This is a genomic window from Streptomyces sp. NPDC060028, assembly GCF_042736725.1.
Classification (GTDB): Bacteria; Actinomycetota; Actinomycetes; order Streptomycetales; family Streptomycetaceae; genus Streptomyces.
The window spans coordinates 90,535-108,820 of record NZ_JBHWVJ010000002.1 but is presented as its reverse complement, the minus strand read 5'-3'; the positions used below and the strand labels follow the sequence as shown (position 1 = coordinate 108,820).

Below are 18,286 nucleotides of genomic sequence, written 5' to 3'. Positions count from 1 at the left end.
TCTGTCATTCCTCCCGCCGGGCCGCACCGGCCACGGCGATGTTCAAGAAGCGCGGTACGGGTTGCCCCCGGCCGCGGAACTCCTCCGCGACCGCGGCCCGCACCGCCGCCAGGCGCGCCCCGGGCAGCAGGACGAGGACGCTCCGCCCCGGTCCGAGCCCCGGTCCGGGCCCCGGCTGCCCCGGCGGCCAGGCACTCATCGCCCCGGCCCGGAGGGCGCAGGCCACCGCCCGCGCCACCTCGGCCCCGGGGTCGCCGCGCACCGCGAGCAGCACCAGCCGCGCCCCCGTGGCGGGAGGGTCGAAGGCGACGTACCGCGGTGCGCGCCCGGCGCCGCCCGAGCGCAGCGCCGTGCCCGGCCGGGCGAAGAGCACGGCCCGGCGCAGGGCGTCGTCCCCGTCCGGCACTGCCCCGGCCAGCAGCCGGGCCAGGCGCGCGCGGTCCGGCTCCTCGCCCGGCGGTGTGTGTACGTCCGCCACCGCGAGCGCCAGCGCGCAGTCGGCGGGCTCCGCCGTGGCCAGCCCCGCGGCCGGTGTGAGCGAGCCCTGCACGTGCAGGTCGGTGCCGCCGCGGCCGTACCCGGCGCGGGCCAGCGCCCGCAGCAGCGCGTACGGCCGCACGGCCCAGTCGGGAGCGTCGGGAACCGGCCCCGACAGGGTCAGCGGCAGATCACAGCCGTCGGCGGGGTGGGCGAGGGAGCTGAGCCGCACCAGCCCGTCGCAGCGCGGGGCGGCGGCGGCCGCCACGGGCCACCCGGCGGCGGCGACCAGCCCGGGCGACCCGAGGTGGAAGGCGTACGGGGCACTCCACACGGCGCCCGGCGCCCGGCCGTGCGCTGCCTCCAGCGCATAGGCGACGAGCCGGAACAGCGGATCGACGGTGGCCCGGCGAGCCAGCCCGCCACCGGCGTCGGCCGACGCCGGCTGGGCGGCAGGCCGGGCATCCGGCTGGGCATCCGGCTGGGCATCCGGCTGGCCGGCCGCCCAACCGGCCCGGTTCATCGGGCGGCCTTGCGGGCCAGCAGCCGGTACGCGTTGCCGCCGTCCGTGCGCCGGGCCGCCGCCGTACGGAGGGTGTCGAGCAGAGCCGCCGCGGCGAACAGTGGCAGGGCGGTCGTCCGTACGGCGGCGGCGCGGGCGCGGGCGCCGAGCGTGGCCGGGGGAGCCCAGGGGCGGTTCGGGTCCGGGGCCAGTCGGGAAGCCGTCAGGGCCACCGCGCCGAAGAAGTCGTTGCCCTGGTGGGCCGGGCCGTGCTGCTCGGACAGGACGGTGAACCCCCGCTCGGCCAGCGCCCGGCTGAGGTTCGCGGCCGGGATCAGGTGCTGGTGCTGCGGCTGGAACCACGGCAGCCAGGCGGGTCCCAGCAGCCGGGCCATCCGCGACTGCGGGTCGGGGACCTCGATGGTCAGCAGCCCGCCCGGGGCCAGGACCGCCGCAGCCGCGTCCAGTTCGGCGAGCGGCTCGCGGGTGTGCTCCAGGTAGTGGTACATGCTCACCACCTCGTACTGGCCCGCGAGCTTCCCGGCGAACTCGGGGAACTGGCCCTGGAACCCCGTCTCCACCCAGCCGCGCAGCTCCGCCTCGCTTACCCCGGCGCCCATGTCCAGGCCGTCGAAGCGGGTCCGCGGCCACACCGCGCGCGCCGCATTGCAGAAGTGGCCGTGCCCGGTGCCGACATCGAGCCAGGACTCGGGGCCGAGGGAGCCGGTGTGGGGCCGGAGCATCTCGGCCCGCCCGCGGTACGCCGCGCCGAGCCGCCCGAAGACGATGCCCGCGCCCTCGCCGCCGCTGCCGTCGTAGAAATCGCGGTAGTAGAACTCCAGTCCCTCCGGCGTCAGTCGGGGGTTCTGGAAGACGTGCGCGCAGTCTCCGCAGCGCTCCAGGGTGAAACGCCCCGGCTTGCCCTGGAGCAGATCCGGCACCGTGACCTGGACCGAGAGCCGCCGGGAGCCGCACCAGGGGCAGTCCGGACGGCGCGGTTCGAGGAACCGGTCGGTGCCGTCGGCCAGTTCGGCCCGGTACACGGCCGCCCGCGCCGAATCGGCGCTGTCGGCGCCGTCGGTGCCGCTGCCGGTACGGGCGGCCGCGGCGGCCGTACGCAGGCCCGCGCCGAGGGAGCGCACCGGCCGGGCCGCCGTGGCCCGGGCCAGATCGGCGGGACGCAGCCGGGCCCCCGGCCCGCCCAGGGCCAGGTACGGCTGCAGCCAGTACAGCCCGGCCGCGGCGGCGCCCCACCCCCGTCGGCGTACGACGGCCCGCGCGAGCAGCGCCAGCCCGGCGAGCTGCGCCGCGGCCAGTGCGCCCGCGGGCAGGCCCTGGGCCCGTAGCTCGGCGACGCGCGCCGGCCCGGCCGACCCAGAAGGCGGGCCCGCGCTGAGCCCCGGGGCGACGGCCAGCCCCGTCGCGTCGGCGGCGTACTCCTTCAAACGCCGCAACAGGGCGAGGAGTTCCGCCGGCTCCGGACGCGCCCCGTCCGCGGCGTACCCGGCCCGCGCGAGCACCTCCTCGGCGACGAGCACGGCATGTCCGGCGCCGCGCCCCTCGCCCAGCCGGTCCTCCCGGTAGCGCGCCGGATCCACCAGCCGCAGCAGCCCCAGCACCCGCTCGGCGGCCAGATCGGCCGGCAGCAGGTCCAGCACCCGCAGACCCTCCCGCTCGGCGTACGCACAGGCGGCCAGGAAGGTCGCGCCGTCGGCCTCGACCCCGCGCGCCGTGAGCAGCCGCCACCCGGCGGCCCGCGGCACCTCGGCGGGCGTGACCGGGGGTTCGGGCAGCACCGGGATCGCCCGCAGCCGGCGGCGGGCCCGTACGGTGCCCGCTCCGAGGGCGACGAGCATCGCGGCACCGGCCCACGGCACCCGGGGGCTGGGGGTGGGAGAGGGGGGCGGGGGGAGCGAGGGGAGCGGGGGTGGTGTCATGTCAGCTTCTCCAACCGGTCGGCCGCGGCGGCGGCTCCGCCGGCCGCGGCGAAGGAGGCCTGGATCCGCCGGGCGGCCCGGCGGGGGCCGGGTTCGTCCAGCACGGCCGTGAGCGCGTCCCGCAGTTCTTCGGCCCGGGTCCGGCCGAACCGCACCCGGACCCCGGCCCCCGCCTCCACCACCTGCCGGGCCACGATCGGCTGGTCGTCCCGGATCGGGGCGACCACCAGCGGCAGCCCGTGCGCGAGGGCCTCGCAGACGGTGTTGTGCCCGGCATGGCAGACCACCGCGTCCAGGTGCGGGAGCAGCGCCGGCTGCGGGACGCGCTCCAGGTGCAGGACGTTGCCTGGCGCGGATCCGATCAGCGAGGCCGGCGCCACCAGGACCAACTGCACCCGGTCGGCGAGCCGTTCGGCGGCTGCGAGCACCGCCGCGTAGAAGCGGGACCCGGCCTCTTGGTTGAGGGTCCCCAGGGACACCAGCACCCGCTGCCGGGCGGGATCCAGCGCCTGCCAGGGAAAGCCGGGTCCGGCCGGCCGGGCGCCGAAGGCCGGGCCGACGAAGGCGTAATGGGGTGGGAAGTCCTCGGCCCTGCCCACCAGTTCAGGAGTGGAGAAGACCAGTACCAGCCGCTCGGAGAACCGCGGATCCCAGTCGGAAGCGGCTGATCCGGCGGCGGCGCCGTCACCGAATTCGGTGAGGAGCCCGCCGATCTGCCCGGCCACCCACTGCCCGACCTTCGGGAAGTCGGCGAACGGCCGCGTCAGCTCGGCCGAGGTGCTGGCGGAGGTGGCCCAGGGGATGCCGAGCCGCCGCGCGACCACCGGCCCCGCGAGCGCCTGCTGATCGGCGACCATCAGGTCCGGCCCGAAAGCGCGGGCCGCCTCCGCCACGCCGGGGACCATCGCGCGGGCCAGCGGGATCAGCGCCTCCTCCCACAGGAACCGCAGGGCCCCGACCCCGCGCAGGTCCCGCCACCGGGTGTGCAGGTCGGCGTAACCGCCGCCGGCCCGCTCGCCGGCCGGCAGGATCCCGGCGTGCGCGGGCAACAGCCGGGCGAGCGGCCCGGCCGGTCCGGTCCAGGCGATCTCGTGGCCCCGGGAGGCCAGTTCGGCCGCGACGGCCACCGTCGGATTGACGTGCCCCGCCAGTGGCGGCACCACGAACAGCACCCTCATGGGACCAGCGCTCCCACCCGGGTCCCGGCCCTGACGGGCGCCGCCGCCGCGGCCGTGGCCACGGCCGTGGCGTCGAGGTGGGCGAGCACGGCTGCCCGCAACACCCCGCTGCTCTCCTTCAGCACGTCGTGGCCCAGACCCGGCAGGATGTCGAGCGTGGCGACGTGTGCGGCGTGCCCGGCCAACTCGCGGGCGCCCGGCACGAGTTCGGAATGCTCGCCGCAGACGACCAGTACGGGGCAGTGGAGCTTGGCGTAGTCGGACGGGGTGAAGGTGCGGCTGGCCGCGATGTCGTCGATGAGGGTGGTGCGATTGAGGAGCGCGTCGGCGATGGCCGTGAGGTGGGCGGCCTTGCGCAGGCGCAGGGTGAGCAGCTCGGCGGGGACCGGGCTGTCCTCCAGGCTGAGCGCGGCGGCCGACAGGGTGTCGACCATGTTCTCCACCCAGGCCCCGCTGAGCGGTGGTTCCAGGAGGGTCAGCCCGGCCACGAGGTCGGGCCGCGCCAGGGCCGCGTGCAGGGCGAGCGTGCCGCCGTAGCTGTTGCCGACCAGGTGCAGCCTGCGGCCGCCCAGGCCGATGGCGCCGAGGACCGCGAGGAGGTCCCGTACGGCGGTGCGGCTGTCGTAGCCGGTGGCCGGGCGCTCGGTACGGCCGTGGCCGCGCAGGTCGTACAGGACGACCTCGTGCCCGGCGCGGGCCACCGGCAGCGCGAGGGGGCAGTAGAAGGAGGAGAGGTTGTCGACGACCAGCCCGTGCAGGAACACGACCACGGGGCGGTCGGCGGACCCGTCGGGGCCGGCCGCCGACGGCAGTTGCTGGACGTGGAAGCGGAGCGAGCCCGCGGAGACGAAGGCCATGGCGGGCTCAGCCGGCCAGGGCGGTCGTCGGGGCGGGGGCGGTGGAGGTCGCCGGGGCGGTGGCGGTGGTCCCGGCCGGGGGAGTTGCCGGGGTCGCGGCGCGGGCCAGGGAGGCGTGGGTGATCCGGCCGATGTGCGTGACGAGCTCGCCGACCGACATCGCGAGGATGCCGTCCATGTCCTTCTCGGAGAGGAATCCCATCAGGTCCACACCGGCGCCGTAGCGGTGGTGCAGCAACTCGGCGAGGGCGACGAACTCGATGCTCTCCAGGGCGAGATCGTCGTTGAAGGTGGTCTTCATCGTGACCTCCTCCGAGAGGAGGAACTCGTCGCCGATGATCTCCACGAGCATGCCGGTGATCTCGGAGAGGATGTCAGTGGCCATGGCGGGTCTCCGTGAGGGGGAAGGGGACGGGGGCGGGGGCGGGCGAAGCCGGCAGGGAAGTCCAGGCGACGACGTGGCCGTCGGGCACCGCGGTGGTGCGCACGGCATGCGGGTGCCCGTCCGGGGACAGCACCCGAAGACCGCCGGAGCCCGGGTCGTCGGTGACCGTCCAGTCGCGCGGGCGGCCGCCGAGACCGGCGCCCTGTGACTTGGCGGCGGCCTCCTTGGCGCACCAGAGCATGGTGAGGGCGGCCGGAAGGTCCGTGCCCTCGCGGTCCGACAGGGCCTCGGCGAGGCGCAGTTCGGCCGCGGTGAGGGCGATCCGGATCAGTGCGTCGGGGTCACCGGTCACCGTCTCGACGTCGATGCCGACCGGGTGGGTGCGGTGGGCGAGCGCGACGGCGAGGCGGTCCTTGTGGGCGATGGACAGGCGCAGCCCGCGGGCGAGCGGGCCCTCGGCGAGCGGCCGTCCGGCCGCGTCGTTGCCGACCGGCACCTCGGCCGGGAACACGGGACCCGATCCGCCGTCCCACAGCAGGTGGCGCACCGCGTCCTTGGCGGCGATCCGGCCCAGCAGCCAGGGCGCCCGCGCGCGCGGGGACAGCGCCTCGTACACGGCGCGTTCGGCGGCGCCGAGGTAGCGGCGCATCACCAGTTCCTGCGAGGCGGGGTCGGTCCACCGGCGCCGGGCCAGGCACCACCCGGCGGGCTGCGGTTCGCCGATCCCGCACACCTCCGGGGTGAATTTCATCGGCCAGATACGCTCGTCGGCGCCGAAGCGGCGGTACGTCCATCCGTCGATCCGGGCCCAGAGCCGCCCGGCGGAGTCCAGCAGGTCGAGGTCGCCCCGTACGGTGACGTCGCGGACCTCGCGGATCCGGGCGGTCGCCTCCACCAGGGAGTGCGGGGCGGGCGGGGGCCCGTAGAAGCGGATCCGGTCGACGGTGGCGGGGAACACGAGCCGGTCGACGGGGAGCCGGAGCTGCATCCAGTGCCCGAAGAGCTGCCCGGCGGCGTCGAGCAGCGCACCGGGGTCGGGCAGCGCCCGCAGGACCCCGCGGATGCCGTCGTCGCCTACGGCGCCGACCTCGTGGACCCCGGCGAAGCGGGGGCCGTGGAACATCCACCGGTCGCGGTAGAGCCCTTCGGCGCTGACGGGGGCCGGGCGCGGATCCCGGATCGGTGTGGTGTCCGGGGCGGGAGGCTCGCCGTAGCGCTCGCCGAGCAGTACGACGACGGTGGCGTACTCGCCCAGTGCGACGCGGATCCGGCCCGGGCCGTCGGGGCGGACCGCGACCTCGACGTCGACGGCGGGCTCGACGGGCAGCCAGCGCAGGGCCCGTACGTCGTCGTAGCCCACGACGGCCGCGCCGGGCGGCGCGGCGCGCAGGGCGGCCTCGGCGGCGAGCTCCAGCATGGTGGTCATCGGCACGACCGGGAAACGGTCGGAGTCCTCGGGCCAGCCGTCGGGCTGGAGGTAGACGCAGTGGTCGCGGACGTAGGGGAGCGTGCCGAGCGAGAGCCGCAGGGTCTGTTTCCCCGTGGCCCCTTCCGAACCGCCGGAGCCCGGGGCCGCCGGAGCCGGCGGGTACACGGCCGACCAGGCCTCGGTGACGCTCCGGGCCGCCGAGCGGGTGTCGGCGAGGACCGTGTCCAGGGCGGACAGCAGCACCGGCCGGCCGGACACCGCGGGCGCGGGCGGGGGCGCGGGCGTCGGCAGCAGGTCGCCGAGCGCGGCCCGCGCGAAATCGCCGAGCCGCACCAGCGGCGAGCCGAGGTCCAACGGCACGGTCCGCCCCGGCCGGACACCGCTCTCCGCGGGGCGTGCGCCGGGCGCGGTGATCTCGGGGATCCTTGCGGTCTCCTGGATCTCTGTGGTCTCGGGCGGTGCCAGGCGGGACCAGTCGGGTGCGTGGCCCTCCGTCCACAGGGCGGCGCAGGTGCGGCGCAGGGCGGCCAGGCCCTGCAGGCGCGGGGAGGCGGTCGACACCGAGAGGTGGGGGCGCTCGCGCAGGGTGTCCTCGACGAAGCCCGGCAGACTGCCCGGGCCGAGTGTCACGAAGCTCCGCACGCCCTCCTCCTCGTACAGCCGCAGCGTCAACTCCCGGAAGCGCACCGGCTCCAGGAGGTGGCGCTCCACCAACTCCCGTACCTCCGCGGATGTGGACGGGAACGGCGCGCAGGTCGTCGCCGACCACACCGGGAGGGTGGGCGGCCGTATCGGCAGCCGGGCGAAGACGGCCCGGACCTGCCCCAGGTACGGCTCCCACATCGGTGTGTGGAAGCCCGAGCGGAACGGGAGCTCCTGGCCCGGCACCCCGTCCGCGCGCAGCCGCTCCAGGACCTCGGACACTCCGGCGGGGCCACCGCAAACCACGGACTGGTGCGGGCAGTTGTCATGGCTGACCACCACCCCGTCGACCCCGTGCACCGCGGCCTCGGCCCGCCGCGCCCCGCAGCCGAGCGCCGCGTACACCAGGTCCGGGACCTTCAGTGATCCCGGCCGCAGCGAGGCGAGGAACGCGTCGGCGGCGTCCGGCGGGTACATCCCGCCCGCGACCATCGCCGCCCACTCGCCCAGGCTGTGGCCCGCCAGCACGTCCGCCCCGATGCCCAGCTCCGGCAGGACCCGCGCGAAGAACCGGCCGGTCGCGATGGCGTCCAGGGCCCGTTCCATCAGCTCGCCGCCCCGGCTCAGCCGCGGCCGGTCCAGGCCGAGCCGGTCCGCCACGTCGTCGAGCACCGGGGCGAACTCCGGTTCCAGGCCGGGGAAGAGGAACGCGACCCGGCCGCCCAGTGGCTGGGGCGTGAACCACACGTCCCCGCGCCCGCGCCAGGCCCGGCCCCGCGCCACCACCTTCGCGGCCAGCGCCAGCCGCTGCGGGGTCGGCCCGACCACCGCGAGCCGGCACGGCCCCTGCCCGGCGGACACCCCGTCCGCGAGCAGCGCCGCCAACTCCGCCGGGCCGTGCGCCGCCAGCAGGAGTACGTCGTCCCGCGCGGCCGCGTCGACCGGCGGGACACCCGCCAGGGGCAGGAACCGCCGTACCGGCGCCGGGGCGGGGGCCGCCGGGGCGGGGCGGGACGCGGACCCCGGTGCCTCCTCCAGCACCACGTGCGCGTTGATCCCGCCGAACCCGAACGCGTTCACCCCCGCCCGGCGCGGCCCGGGGCCGCGCTCCCATGGCTCGGCCGACGTCACCGGCCGCATCCGGGTCCGCGCCAGGTCCGGGTGCGGTTCCTCCAGGTGCAGCGTCGGCGGCAGGATCCCCTCGTGCACCGCGAGCGCGGCCTTGATCAGCCCGGCCATGCCGGAGGCCTGCATGGTGTGTCCGACCATCGACTTCACGGAGCCGAAGCCGACCCCCTGCCCGGAGCCGTCCGACGGTCCGAACACCTGGGCCAGCGTGTCGAGTTCAGCCGCGTCGCCCACCGGGGTGCCGGTGCCGTGCGCCTCCAGGAGCCCCAGCGCCCCGGCCGCCCGGGGGTCCAGGCCGGCCTCCCGCCAGGCCCGCTCCAGGGCCCGTACCTGGCCCGCGACCAGAGGGCTCATCAGGCTGGCGGCCCGCCCGTCCCCGGCCACGCCGGTGCCGCGGACGACGGCGTAGATCCGGTCGCCGTCGCGCTGCGCGTCCGCGAGCCGCTTGAGCAGCACCACCCCGGTGCCCTCCGACAGCAGCGTGCCGTCGGCCCGCCGGTCGAAGGGCCGGATCCGCTCGCTCGGGCTCAGTGCCCGCAACTGCGTGAACACGCTCCACAGCGTGGCGATGTGGCAGTGGTGCACCGCCCCGGCCACCACCACGTCACAACGTCCGCCGGCCAGCAGCCCCACCGCCTGGTCCACGGCCAGCAGCGAGGAGGCGCAGGCCGCGTCGAGGGTGTAGGCGGGGCCGCGGAAGTCCAGCCGGTTCGCCGTCCGCGCGGCCGTGAAGCTCGGCACCAGACCGATCGAGGCGTCGGGACGTTCCGGCCCCAGCGCTTCCTGGAAGGCCGAGCGCACCGCCGCGATCCGGTGCTCACCCAGCTCCGGGGCCAGTTCGCGCAGGGTCTGAGCCAACTGGTGCGCGGTACGCACCCGTTGGTCGAGCCGGGCCGTGGCCACGCCCATGAACCCGCCGCGCCCCAGGATCACCCCGATCCGGGAGCGGTCGGCCGGCAGCCGGTCCTCGCCGCCCGCGTCGGCGATGGCTTCGGCGGTCGCGTGCAGGGCGAGCATCTGGTCCGGTTCGGCGCCCTCCACGGCGGCCGGCATGATCCCGAACCGGGTCGGGTCGAAGGCGGCCAGACCGTCGACGAAACCGCCGCGCCGGCAGTAGAACCGGTCACCGGCCGGCGAACCCGTGGCGGCGGCCGGGTCGTAGTACACCTCCGGGTCCCAACGCCCCGGCGGCACCTCGCCGATGCAGTCCGTGCCGGCGAACAGGTTGCGGCGGTACGCCGCCAGGTCGCCGGCCCCGGGGAACACCGCCCCCATCCCGACGATCGCCGCGTCGGTCGGCCGCGGCCCGCGCGCCCGCTGTCGTCGCTCACTCATCGCCGCGGCCCTCCTGAGCCATCAAGACCACCTGTACGTCGGTCCCGTGCGCGAGCTCGGCGAGGAACGCGGCGGTACCCGCCTCGGGGGTGATGAGCGGGATACCGCGCTGCGCGTACGCCCGCTCCAGCTCAGGGGTGACCATCCCGCCCGCCTCGGCGGCCCAGGGGCCCCAGTCGACGCATAGAACCCGGCCGGGGAAGGTCTCGGACCAGGCCAGGGCGAGCGTGTCGAGCGCGTCGTTGGCGGCGGCGTAGTCCGTCTGGCCGCGGTTGCCGTACACGCCGGCGACACTGCCGAACAGCACGAGGAAACGGGGTGCGGGGCAGGCGCCGTGCTCGGCGGCCGCGGCCGCGAGGTGCCGGGCGCCGGCCACCTTGGTGGTGAACACCTCGGCGAACGCAGCCGGTTGCTTGTCGCACAGCAGCCCGTCGCGCAGGGTGCCGGCCCCGTGCACGATGCCGTCCAGCCGGCCGTGCCGGGTCCGTACGTCGGCCACCACCGCCCGTACGGCCTGCTCGTCGGTGACGTCGGTGCAGTGGTAGCGGACGGAGGCCGCCACCTCGGCGAGGGCCGTCAGGTTGGCCCGTACCTCGCGCCCGGCGAGGATCCGCGAAGCCGCGGCCTCGATCTCCGCGGGGGTGCGCAGGCCCGCCCCGATCAGGGCGGCGCGCAGGGCCACCCGGTCGTGCGCCTGCCCGAACTCATCGGCCTCGGCGGCCGGTTCGGGCGTGCGCCCGATCAGCTCGACGTGGCAGCCGGTGGCGCGGGCCAGGGCGAGCGCGCCGCGGGCGGTGATCCCGCGGGCGCCGCCCGTGAGCAGCACCACGGAGCCGGGCTCCAGGAGCGCAGCAGGGGCAGCGGGGCCCGTGGTGGACGCGATCGCGGGGGACAGGGGAGCGGGCACCGCACGGCGGCAGACCCGCACCCCTTCGGCGGTGTACCCGACGGAGGCGGGCCCGTCGGCCGTCCCGGCCAGCTCGGCGAGGAGCTGTGCGGCGACCTGCTCGGGAGCCTCCTTGGGGTGGACGGCCACGGCACGGACCAGCGTGCCGGGGAACTCGATGGCCGCGCTGCGGGCGAAACCGTGCAGACCGGCCCCGGCGCTGCCCGGCGCGGTGACCAGCAGCAGCCGGCCCACTCCGCCTGTGAGGGCGCGCTGGAGCCCGGAGAACGCCCCGGGCAGTACGGGTTCGGCAGCGGCCGGCCCGGTGCGCAGCGCGGAGAGGTCGACGAGCCCGTGGTCTCCGGGCTCCGCCGCCGCCAGCAGGCGTACCTCGGCCCCGCGCTCCCGCAGGGCGGCGGCCAGGGCGGCGGCCAGGCCCTGCCCGTCCTCGACCACTGCGATCCGCAGTCCGCCCAGCACGTCCGGGTGGCCGGCGGCGGCTTCGACGGGCACCGTGTCCACTCGCAGCCGGGCGACCGGGACCGGCGCCGGGGTCGGTGCCGGGTCCGGGTCCGGGGCCATCAGGGCCGACTTCCCGGCCGTCGGGCCCGGGGCCGCGACGGGGGCCGGATGCGACACCGGATCCGACACCGACTCCGACACCGACTCCGACACCGACTCCGGGGTGTGGGAGGTGATCCAGTCGACGATCCCCCGCAGGGTCTTGATCCGCGACAGCTCCTCGACCGCGGTCGAGGCGGAGCCGCCGGGGTCCTGGGGGAGTCCGATGCGGTCGGCGAGGGCGCCGATGATCTCCACCCGCTTGATGGAGTCGATGGACAGGTCCGCCTCCAGGTCGAGCTCGGGGCCGAGCATGTCCCGCGGGTAACCGGTCCGGGTGTGCACGATCTCCAGGACCGCCTCCATGACCTCCTCGGGAGACCGGGCGGCTTCGCCGGAGCGCGCCGGCCGCGGTTCGTCGGGCCGGGCCGGAGCCGGACTGCCGGCCGCGGGCCACGGGCCGGTCCCGGCGGCGCCCGTGCCGCCCGTGCCGCCCGTGCCTGTGCTCGCGGCGGCGACCACTGCGCCGGCCGAGCCCGGCCCGAGGGCCGGGCTCCGGGCACCCCCGGGCGTGCCCAGGTAGCCCAGCAGCACGTCCCGTTGCGCCTCGACCAGCTCGCGGGTCCCGCGCAGGTACTCCAGCAGCGCCTCCTCCCGGCGGTCCGCCGCCGGAGCCGGGGCCACAGCCGTCGGAGTCACGCGGTGGGCCGGACGCAGGCCGCCGGCGACCGGGGCGCCGTCAGCGGTGCGGACCAGGTGGCCGTCCACCAGCCAGCCCGGGCGCCGCGGAGCCCGCTCGGGCAGCGGGGCGCACCGGCCGCGGAACAGCGGCTCGGGGTCCACCGGGACGCCCGCCGCCGCGAGCTGCGCCAGCGCCGTGACCAGCCGCAGCAGCCCCGGCTCGCCCGGTACGTCCAGCGGGACCACGGTGTGCGGGCGCCCGCCGAGGACGCGGCCCACCAGCCCCGACAGGACCCGCCCGGGCCCGGCTTCCACGAAGGTCCGCACACCGGCCGCGTACATGGCCTCCACCTGTTCCACGAAGCGGACCGGCGAGGCCACCTGCCGGGCCACGAGGTCGCGTACCGCCCCAAGCTCGGCAGGGTAGGGACCGGCCGTGGTGTTCGACCAGACCGGAACGGTGGCGGCGGACAGCGCCGTACCGGCCAGCTCGGCGGCCAGTTCCACGGCCGCGCCGGCCACCACCGGGCTGTGGAACGCGCAGGCCACCGGCAGGGGCTGCGCCGACAGGCTCGCCGCGCGCAGCGCGTCCACCGCCGCCGAGACCGCCGTCGTGGGTCCCGAGATCACGCACTGCCGCGGGGCGTTGTGGTTCGCCACCACGCACCCGGCCCGCTCCGCGATCTCGCGCACCTCCTCGGGCGCGGCCGCCACCGCCGCCATCGTGCCCGGGTCCTCCCCGGCGGCCGCGAGGATCGCCTCGGCCCGGCGCCCGCTCAGCCGCAGCAGGTCCGCCGTGCCGTACACCCCGGCCGCCCACAGCGCGGTCAGCTCCCCGTACGAGTGGCCGGCCACGCAGTGCGGCCGTACGCCGAGCCCCGCGAGCAGCCGGTACGCCGCGACCCCCGCCAGCCCGAGGGCGGGCTGCGCCACGCGGGTGTCGGTGACCGCGGCCCGCTGCTCCGCCCGGCCCCGCGCGGTGAACGCCGCCGGGGGGAACACCGCCGAGACCACCGCATCGGGGGCGCCGTCGAGCTGCTCGCGCAGGGCCGGGAAAGCGGTGTACAACTCCGCCAGCATCCCGACCCGTTGACTGCCCTGCCCCGGGAACAGGAACGCCACCCGGCCCGGATCCGCCCCCTCCTGCGGTACGTGGACCCCCGCGCCCGCGGCGAACGCCCGGGCCCGCTCCAGCCGGCCCGCCAGTTCGTCCAGGTCGGCGGCGACGACCGCGACCTGTACCGCGGCCCGGCTGCCGTCCGTCCGGACCCCGCCGGTGGCGCGGGAGACCTCCGCCGCGAGATCGCGCAGCGCCCACGGCCGCCCGGCCGCGTCGTTCTCCTCCAGTCGGGCCGCGAGCCGCGCCATCGCCCGGCCCGCCGCCCGCCGGTCCTCGCCGCGGAAGCAGAACAGCTCGGCGGGCCACTCCTCGTGTCCGTGCGCGGGCTCCGCCGCTCCGGAGTAACCGGCGAGTACGGCGTGGTAGTTGGTGCCGCCGAAGCCGAAGGCGCTCACGCCGGCGATCCGCCGCTCCACCGGCGTCGCCCACGGCCGTGCCTCGGTGTCGAAGAAGAACGGGCTCCGGTCCGCGTCCCACGCCGGGTTCGGCGCGGTGATGTGCAGGGTCGGCGGCCGGACGCCCGTGTGCACCGCCCGGGCCGCCTTGATCAGCCCGGCCAGCCCGGCCGCGCACTTGGTGTGTCCGAGCTGCGATTTCACCGAGCCCAGAGCGCACGACCCCGGAGCGGCCCCGGCGGAGGTGAACAGGTCGTTCAGTACGGCCAGTTCGGTGCTGTCCCCGACCACCGTGCCGGTGCCGTGCGCCTCCACCAGGCCCACCTCGCCCGGCGCGATGCCGGCCCGGGCGTAGGCCCGCTCCAGCGCCCGCCGCTGGCCCTCCGGGCGGGGTGCGGTCAGGCCCAGCGAGCGGCCGTCGCTGGCGGCCCCGACCGCCTTGACCACCGCGTAGACCCGGTCGCCGTCCCGCTCCGCGTCCGCGAGGCGCTTGAGCACCAGCGCGCCGACACCCTCGCCGAGCGCGATCCCGTCGGCGGCAGTGTCGAAGGGGCGGCAGCGCCCGGTCGGCGACAGGGCCCGTACGGAGGCGAACATCAGGTAGTCGTTGATCCCGTTGTGCACGTCCGCGCCCCCGCACAACACCATGTCGCTGTCCCCGTCGCGCAGTTGGCGGCAGGCCAGGTCCAGTGCCGCGAGCGAGGAGGCGCAGGCCGCGTCAACCGTGCAGTTCGCACCGCCGAGATCGAGGCGGTTGGCGACCCGGCCGGCGATCACATTGGCCAGGACCCCGGGGAAGGAGTCCTCGGTGAGCCGCGGCAGTTGACCGTCCAGCTCCGGCGGCAGCTCGCCGAGGTAGGCGGGGTGCAGCGCGCGCAGCCCGTACGCTCCCGCCAGCTCGGTGCCGGCCTCCGCGCCGAACACCACCGAGGTCCGCGAGCGGTCGAAGGCGCGCTCCTTGCCGTACCCGGCGTCCGCGAGGGCCCGCGCCGAGATCTCCAGCGCCAGCAGCTGCACCGGCTCGATCCCGGCCAGTGAGGCCGGCGGGATGCCGTGCGCGAGGGCGTCGAAGGGCACCGGGTCCAGGAAGCCGCCCCAGCGGGACGGGGTGCGCTCGCCGGCCCGCGCCGGGTCGGCGTCGTAGTAGAGCGCCGGGTCCCAGCGCTCGGCCGGGACCTCGGTCACCGCGTCCTTGCCGGCCAGGACCGCCGCCCAGTAGGCGGCGAGGTCGGGCGCTCCGGGGTAGGCGCAGGCCATCCCGACGATGGCGATGTCGAGCGGCTCGGCCGCGACCGCCGGTGCGACGTCGGCGAAGTCCCGGGCCCGCCGCTCCAGCACCGCGGTGGCGCCCTCGGTGACCTCGTGGTGCAGCGCGGCGATCGTCGTGACCTCGCTGCGCAGTGTCGCGGCTTGCCCGAGCATGAACAGCCCTTCCGCATACTGCTGTTCCTCGTCAACGGCTTCCAACGCGGGGTCGTCCGGCAGCGCCGCGCCCGTGGTCCGTGCCCGGCGCAGGCCCTTGCTCGCGATCCGCAGCCGCCCCAGGTTGAGCCGCTCCAGCTCCTCCCACACCGCGCGCGCCTCGGTCCCGTCCTGCGTGAGCCGCCGCCGGGCCGTCTCGAAGGTCTCGGTGTACGGGGTGGCCGCACAGCGCGTGGCGTGGCCCGGCGCGGTGTGCAGCAGCACGGTTCGCGCGCACTCCACCGCCGCCCGCTGGAAGACCGGCAGCACGGCGCCCGCCGCCACGGCCTCCTCGGTGAACAGGTACGCGGTCCCCATCAGCACCCCGGTCCGCGCTCCCCGCTCGGCCAGCGGGGCCGCGGCCGCCACCGCCATCGCGGCGGACCGGGCGTCGTGGATCCCGCCCGCGAACAGCACGTCCAGGGCGGCTGGTTCGGGGCAGTCGAGTAGCAGTTCGATCTGCTCCTCCCAGAGCGGGAAGGAGGCCCGTGGCCCGACGTGTCCGCCGCATTCGAGGCCCTCGAAGACGAACCGCCGGGCGCCCTCGGCGAGGTACCGCTCCAGCAGCCCCGGCGAGGGCACGTGCAGATGGGTCGTGATCCCGGCCGCGTCGAGGGGGGCCGCCTGGGCGGGGGTGCCGCCGGCGATGATCGCGTACGGGGGGCGCACCTCGGCCACGGCCGCCAGCTGTTCCCGGCGCAGCTCGGGCGGGGCGAAGCCGAGGAGGCCGACGCCCCACGGCCGGTCCCCGAGCCGCTCGGCGGTCTCGGTGAGCAGCCGGCGTACGTCCGGGCCCTCCATCACCGCGAGGGCCAGGTACGGGACCCCGCCTTCGGCGGCCACCGCCTCGGCGAAGGCCGCCTGGTCGCTCACCCGGGTCATCGGGCCCTGTGCGACGGGTCGCGGCCGCAGCAGGGGCCGGGCCCGGACCGCCGCCTCCAAGTGCCCCGTCACGGCCGCCCGTACGGCCTGCAGGACGCCACCCGTGGTCCGGTGGCGCGCCGCGAGCCGGGCCGCCGAGGCGCCGTCGTGCCCCACGGGCAGCAACTGCGTGCGCAGGTCCCGGGCCCCGAGCAGGGCGGCCGTCGGGCCCTCGGGATGCGGCAAATCGGGCCGGGTGAACACCCGGTGCCCGTCGACCAGGCGGGTCTCCGACCCGTCCATGGACCGCAGGGCGGCCGTCACTTCCTCGGGCAGGCCGGCCGTTCCCTCGGTGGTCAGGGCCAGTTGTACGTCGACCAGGACCCCGGCGGCTCCGCCCGCGACGGCCGCCGCCGCCGTGTGCGGTCCGATGCCTCCGTACGCGAGCACGGGAACTCCGAGCCCCGGTCCGGCCAGCAGTTGCTGGAGCAGCACGAAGGTGGTGGCCGACCCGACGCGGCCCGCCGCCTCATGGCCCTTGGCGACGACGGCCACCGCCCCGGCGGCCACCGCGGTCCGCGCCTCCGCCGGGCTCACCGTCTCGGCCCACGCCCGGCGCAGCCCGCCCGCGGCCCAGCCTGCCATCCGCTCCCGGGTGTGGTCCGCCGGGTCGGCGAGCAGCACCGTGTCCACCTCCGGCGGCAGCTCGCCGGCCTCCAGCGGACATCCGACGGGCACCCGCACCCCGTACCGCCGACGGCCACTGCCGCCGGGGCCGCCACCGAGCCGACGGCCCAGCTCCGCGAAGGCCGCCCGTGCGGCGTCGGGGTCCCGCCCGAGGTCGAGGAGCCCGAGCGCCCCGGCCCGCTCGGCGGCGGCCGTGATCCTGGGGTTGGGTTCCCCGAAGGGGCTGAGCGCGACGACGAGATCGCGGGTGGCGGCGGTCTGCGGGGATGCCCCCGGCTTCGGGGACGGCTCGGGCTGGGGGGTCACGGGCGCTCCTCATCGAGTGCTGTGTCACATTTCGCAGAACCGGACGCGGTGGTACGCCCCCGGGGGGATGCCGGGGCCGAGCTACGAAGGACGGGACAAACGGGCGACCCGCCAGGAGTGCGGCAGGCTTGAACAGTGGTCAAATTCCCCGATGTCGGGTTGCATCGTGCGGGGACCGCCGTGCACTGTCAACGGGCATGCGGAGTACGTTGCTTCGGATCCGCGGCACGCGCGGCGCACCGCGGACGCACCCCGGCCGAGCCGGTGGCCTGCGCCGTTCCCCGTCCGGGCGGGAGCCCCGGCGCGCGGGGCGGCGTACCGGACCGGCCCGGGGAACATGCCGCACCGGTATGCCTTGTCGCCCACCGGGCATGAAAGCCTTTGGCGGAACGGACATTTGTTCACCCGACGGCCCTTACAGGTACAGCACGGCGCCGTTACCGTCCGGTCATGACCCCCACACTCGCGCAGCTTCGCTACCTCGTCGCCGTCGCGGACTGCCGCTCCATCACCGGCGCGGCCGCCTCGGTCTTCGTTGCCCAGTCCGCCCTCTCCCGGGCCGTCCAGGCCATGGAGCGCGACCTCGGGGTCGAACTCCTCGCCCGCCGGGGAAGGGGGGTGGACCTCACACCGGAAGGGGCCCGGGTCGTCCGGCTGGCCCGCACCGTCCTGAACGCGGTGGAGGCGATCGACGACATCGGGACCCCGCACGGCGGGGGCGCCCGGGACGTCCTCACCCTCGCCACCACCCCCACCCTGGCCCTCGATCTGGCCGCCGACCTGGTACCGGGCTTCACCGAACGCCACCCCGGCGTCGACGTGCGGCTCCAGCAGCACGACAGCCGCGAGGTCCTCGTCCGCGAACTGACCGAGGGAAGAGCCGAGTTGGGCCTCGTCGACCTGCCCGTGGACAGCGGGCTCTCCACCCACCACATCCAGGAGCGCGAGGTGGTGCTGATCTCGCCGATCGGCTCGCGGCTCCCCGACCCGGTGCCGTTCCGGATGCTCGACGGACTGCCCATGGTGCTGCCCTGCCCCGGGACCGGCCGGCGCACCGAGATGGAGGCCATGTTCAGCTGCCTGGGCGTGCGCCCGGTACCCACCCTGGAAGTGGACGAGCGCCTCGCCTGGGTGACCGGCGTGACGGACGGCCGCGGTTCCCTCATCTGGTACCGGGACGTGGTGACCAGGGCCTTCGGCAGCCGCGCGGAAATCCGCTCCTTCACCCCGCCGCTGCTGCGACCGGTGGGGATCGCGCACGCGCGGCGGTCGCTGAGCCGGGCGGCGCGCGCCTTCATCGCGCACGCGCGGCACAACGCCCCCGTACGCGAACCGGCACGCTGACCGGAGCCCGGCGGGCGCCGGCGCGGTTGTCCGGGAATCGCCCTTGCGCCCCGGCAGTCATGCCCGCGCGGCATTGAACGATGCTCGAACGGCCGGGTGTCGCTCCTGGCGTCA

General features: G+C 76.6%; 8 protein-coding genes. 1 reads left to right on the top strand and 7 read right to left on the bottom strand.

Annotated features, from left to right (window positions below; genetic code table 11):
• Nucleotides 1–4 precede the first annotated feature (4 nt).
• The 7 genes from ACFWBF_RS01655 to ACFWBF_RS01625 are packed head-to-tail and all read right to left on the bottom strand — an operon-like array spanning nt 5 to nt 16,828.
• Complete coding sequence (locus tag ACFWBF_RS01655; protein ID WP_385593467.1) at nt 5–1,000, bottom strand: galactokinase; 996 nt, start codon at nt 998–1,000, stop codon at nt 5–7.
• Nucleotides 997–2,916, bottom strand: coding sequence for a methyltransferase domain-containing protein (locus ACFWBF_RS01650; RefSeq protein WP_385593462.1), 1,920 nt, complete (start codon nt 2,914–2,916; stop codon nt 997–999). Before ACFWBF_RS01650 ends, ACFWBF_RS01655 begins: the two co-directional genes overlap by 4 nt.
• The gene (locus tag ACFWBF_RS01645) at nt 2,913–4,094 is read right to left on the bottom strand and encodes a glycosyltransferase (protein WP_385593459.1); all 1,182 of its coding nucleotides are present in this window, start codon (nt 4,092–4,094) and stop codon (nt 2,913–2,915) included. The genes ACFWBF_RS01650 and ACFWBF_RS01645 overlap by 4 nt, the downstream gene beginning before the upstream one ends.
• Nucleotides 4,091–4,951 (bottom strand): alpha/beta fold hydrolase, encoded by an 861-nt coding sequence (locus tag ACFWBF_RS01640; RefSeq protein ID WP_385593456.1) that lies wholly within the window; start codon nt 4,949–4,951, stop codon nt 4,091–4,093. The genes ACFWBF_RS01645 and ACFWBF_RS01640 overlap by 4 nt, the downstream gene beginning before the upstream one ends.
• 7 nt (nt 4,952–4,958) lie before the next feature.
• Nucleotides 4,959–5,336: an acyl carrier protein gene (locus tag ACFWBF_RS01635; protein ID WP_385593454.1), complete on the bottom strand. Its 378-nt coding sequence runs from the start codon at nt 5,334–5,336 to the stop codon at nt 4,959–4,961.
• Nucleotides 5,326–9,870 (bottom strand): beta-ketoacyl synthase N-terminal-like domain-containing protein, encoded by a 4,545-nt coding sequence (locus ACFWBF_RS01630; protein WP_385593451.1) that lies wholly within the window; start codon nt 9,868–9,870, stop codon nt 5,326–5,328. Before ACFWBF_RS01630 ends, ACFWBF_RS01635 begins: the two co-directional genes overlap by 11 nt.
• Entirely contained in the window at nt 9,863–16,828 is a 6,966-nt protein-coding gene (locus ACFWBF_RS01625) for an SDR family NAD(P)-dependent oxidoreductase (RefSeq protein WP_385593447.1), read from the bottom strand. The genes ACFWBF_RS01630 and ACFWBF_RS01625 overlap by 8 nt, the downstream gene beginning before the upstream one ends.
• Nucleotides 16,829–17,278: 450 nt before the next feature.
• Between ACFWBF_RS01625 and ACFWBF_RS01620 the strand changes: the two genes are divergently transcribed.
• On the top strand, nt 17,279–18,172 hold the full coding sequence (locus tag ACFWBF_RS01620; protein ID WP_385593443.1) for a LysR family transcriptional regulator: 894 nt from the start codon (nt 17,279–17,281) through the stop codon (nt 18,170–18,172).
• Nucleotides 18,173–18,286: the final 114 nt, after the last annotated feature.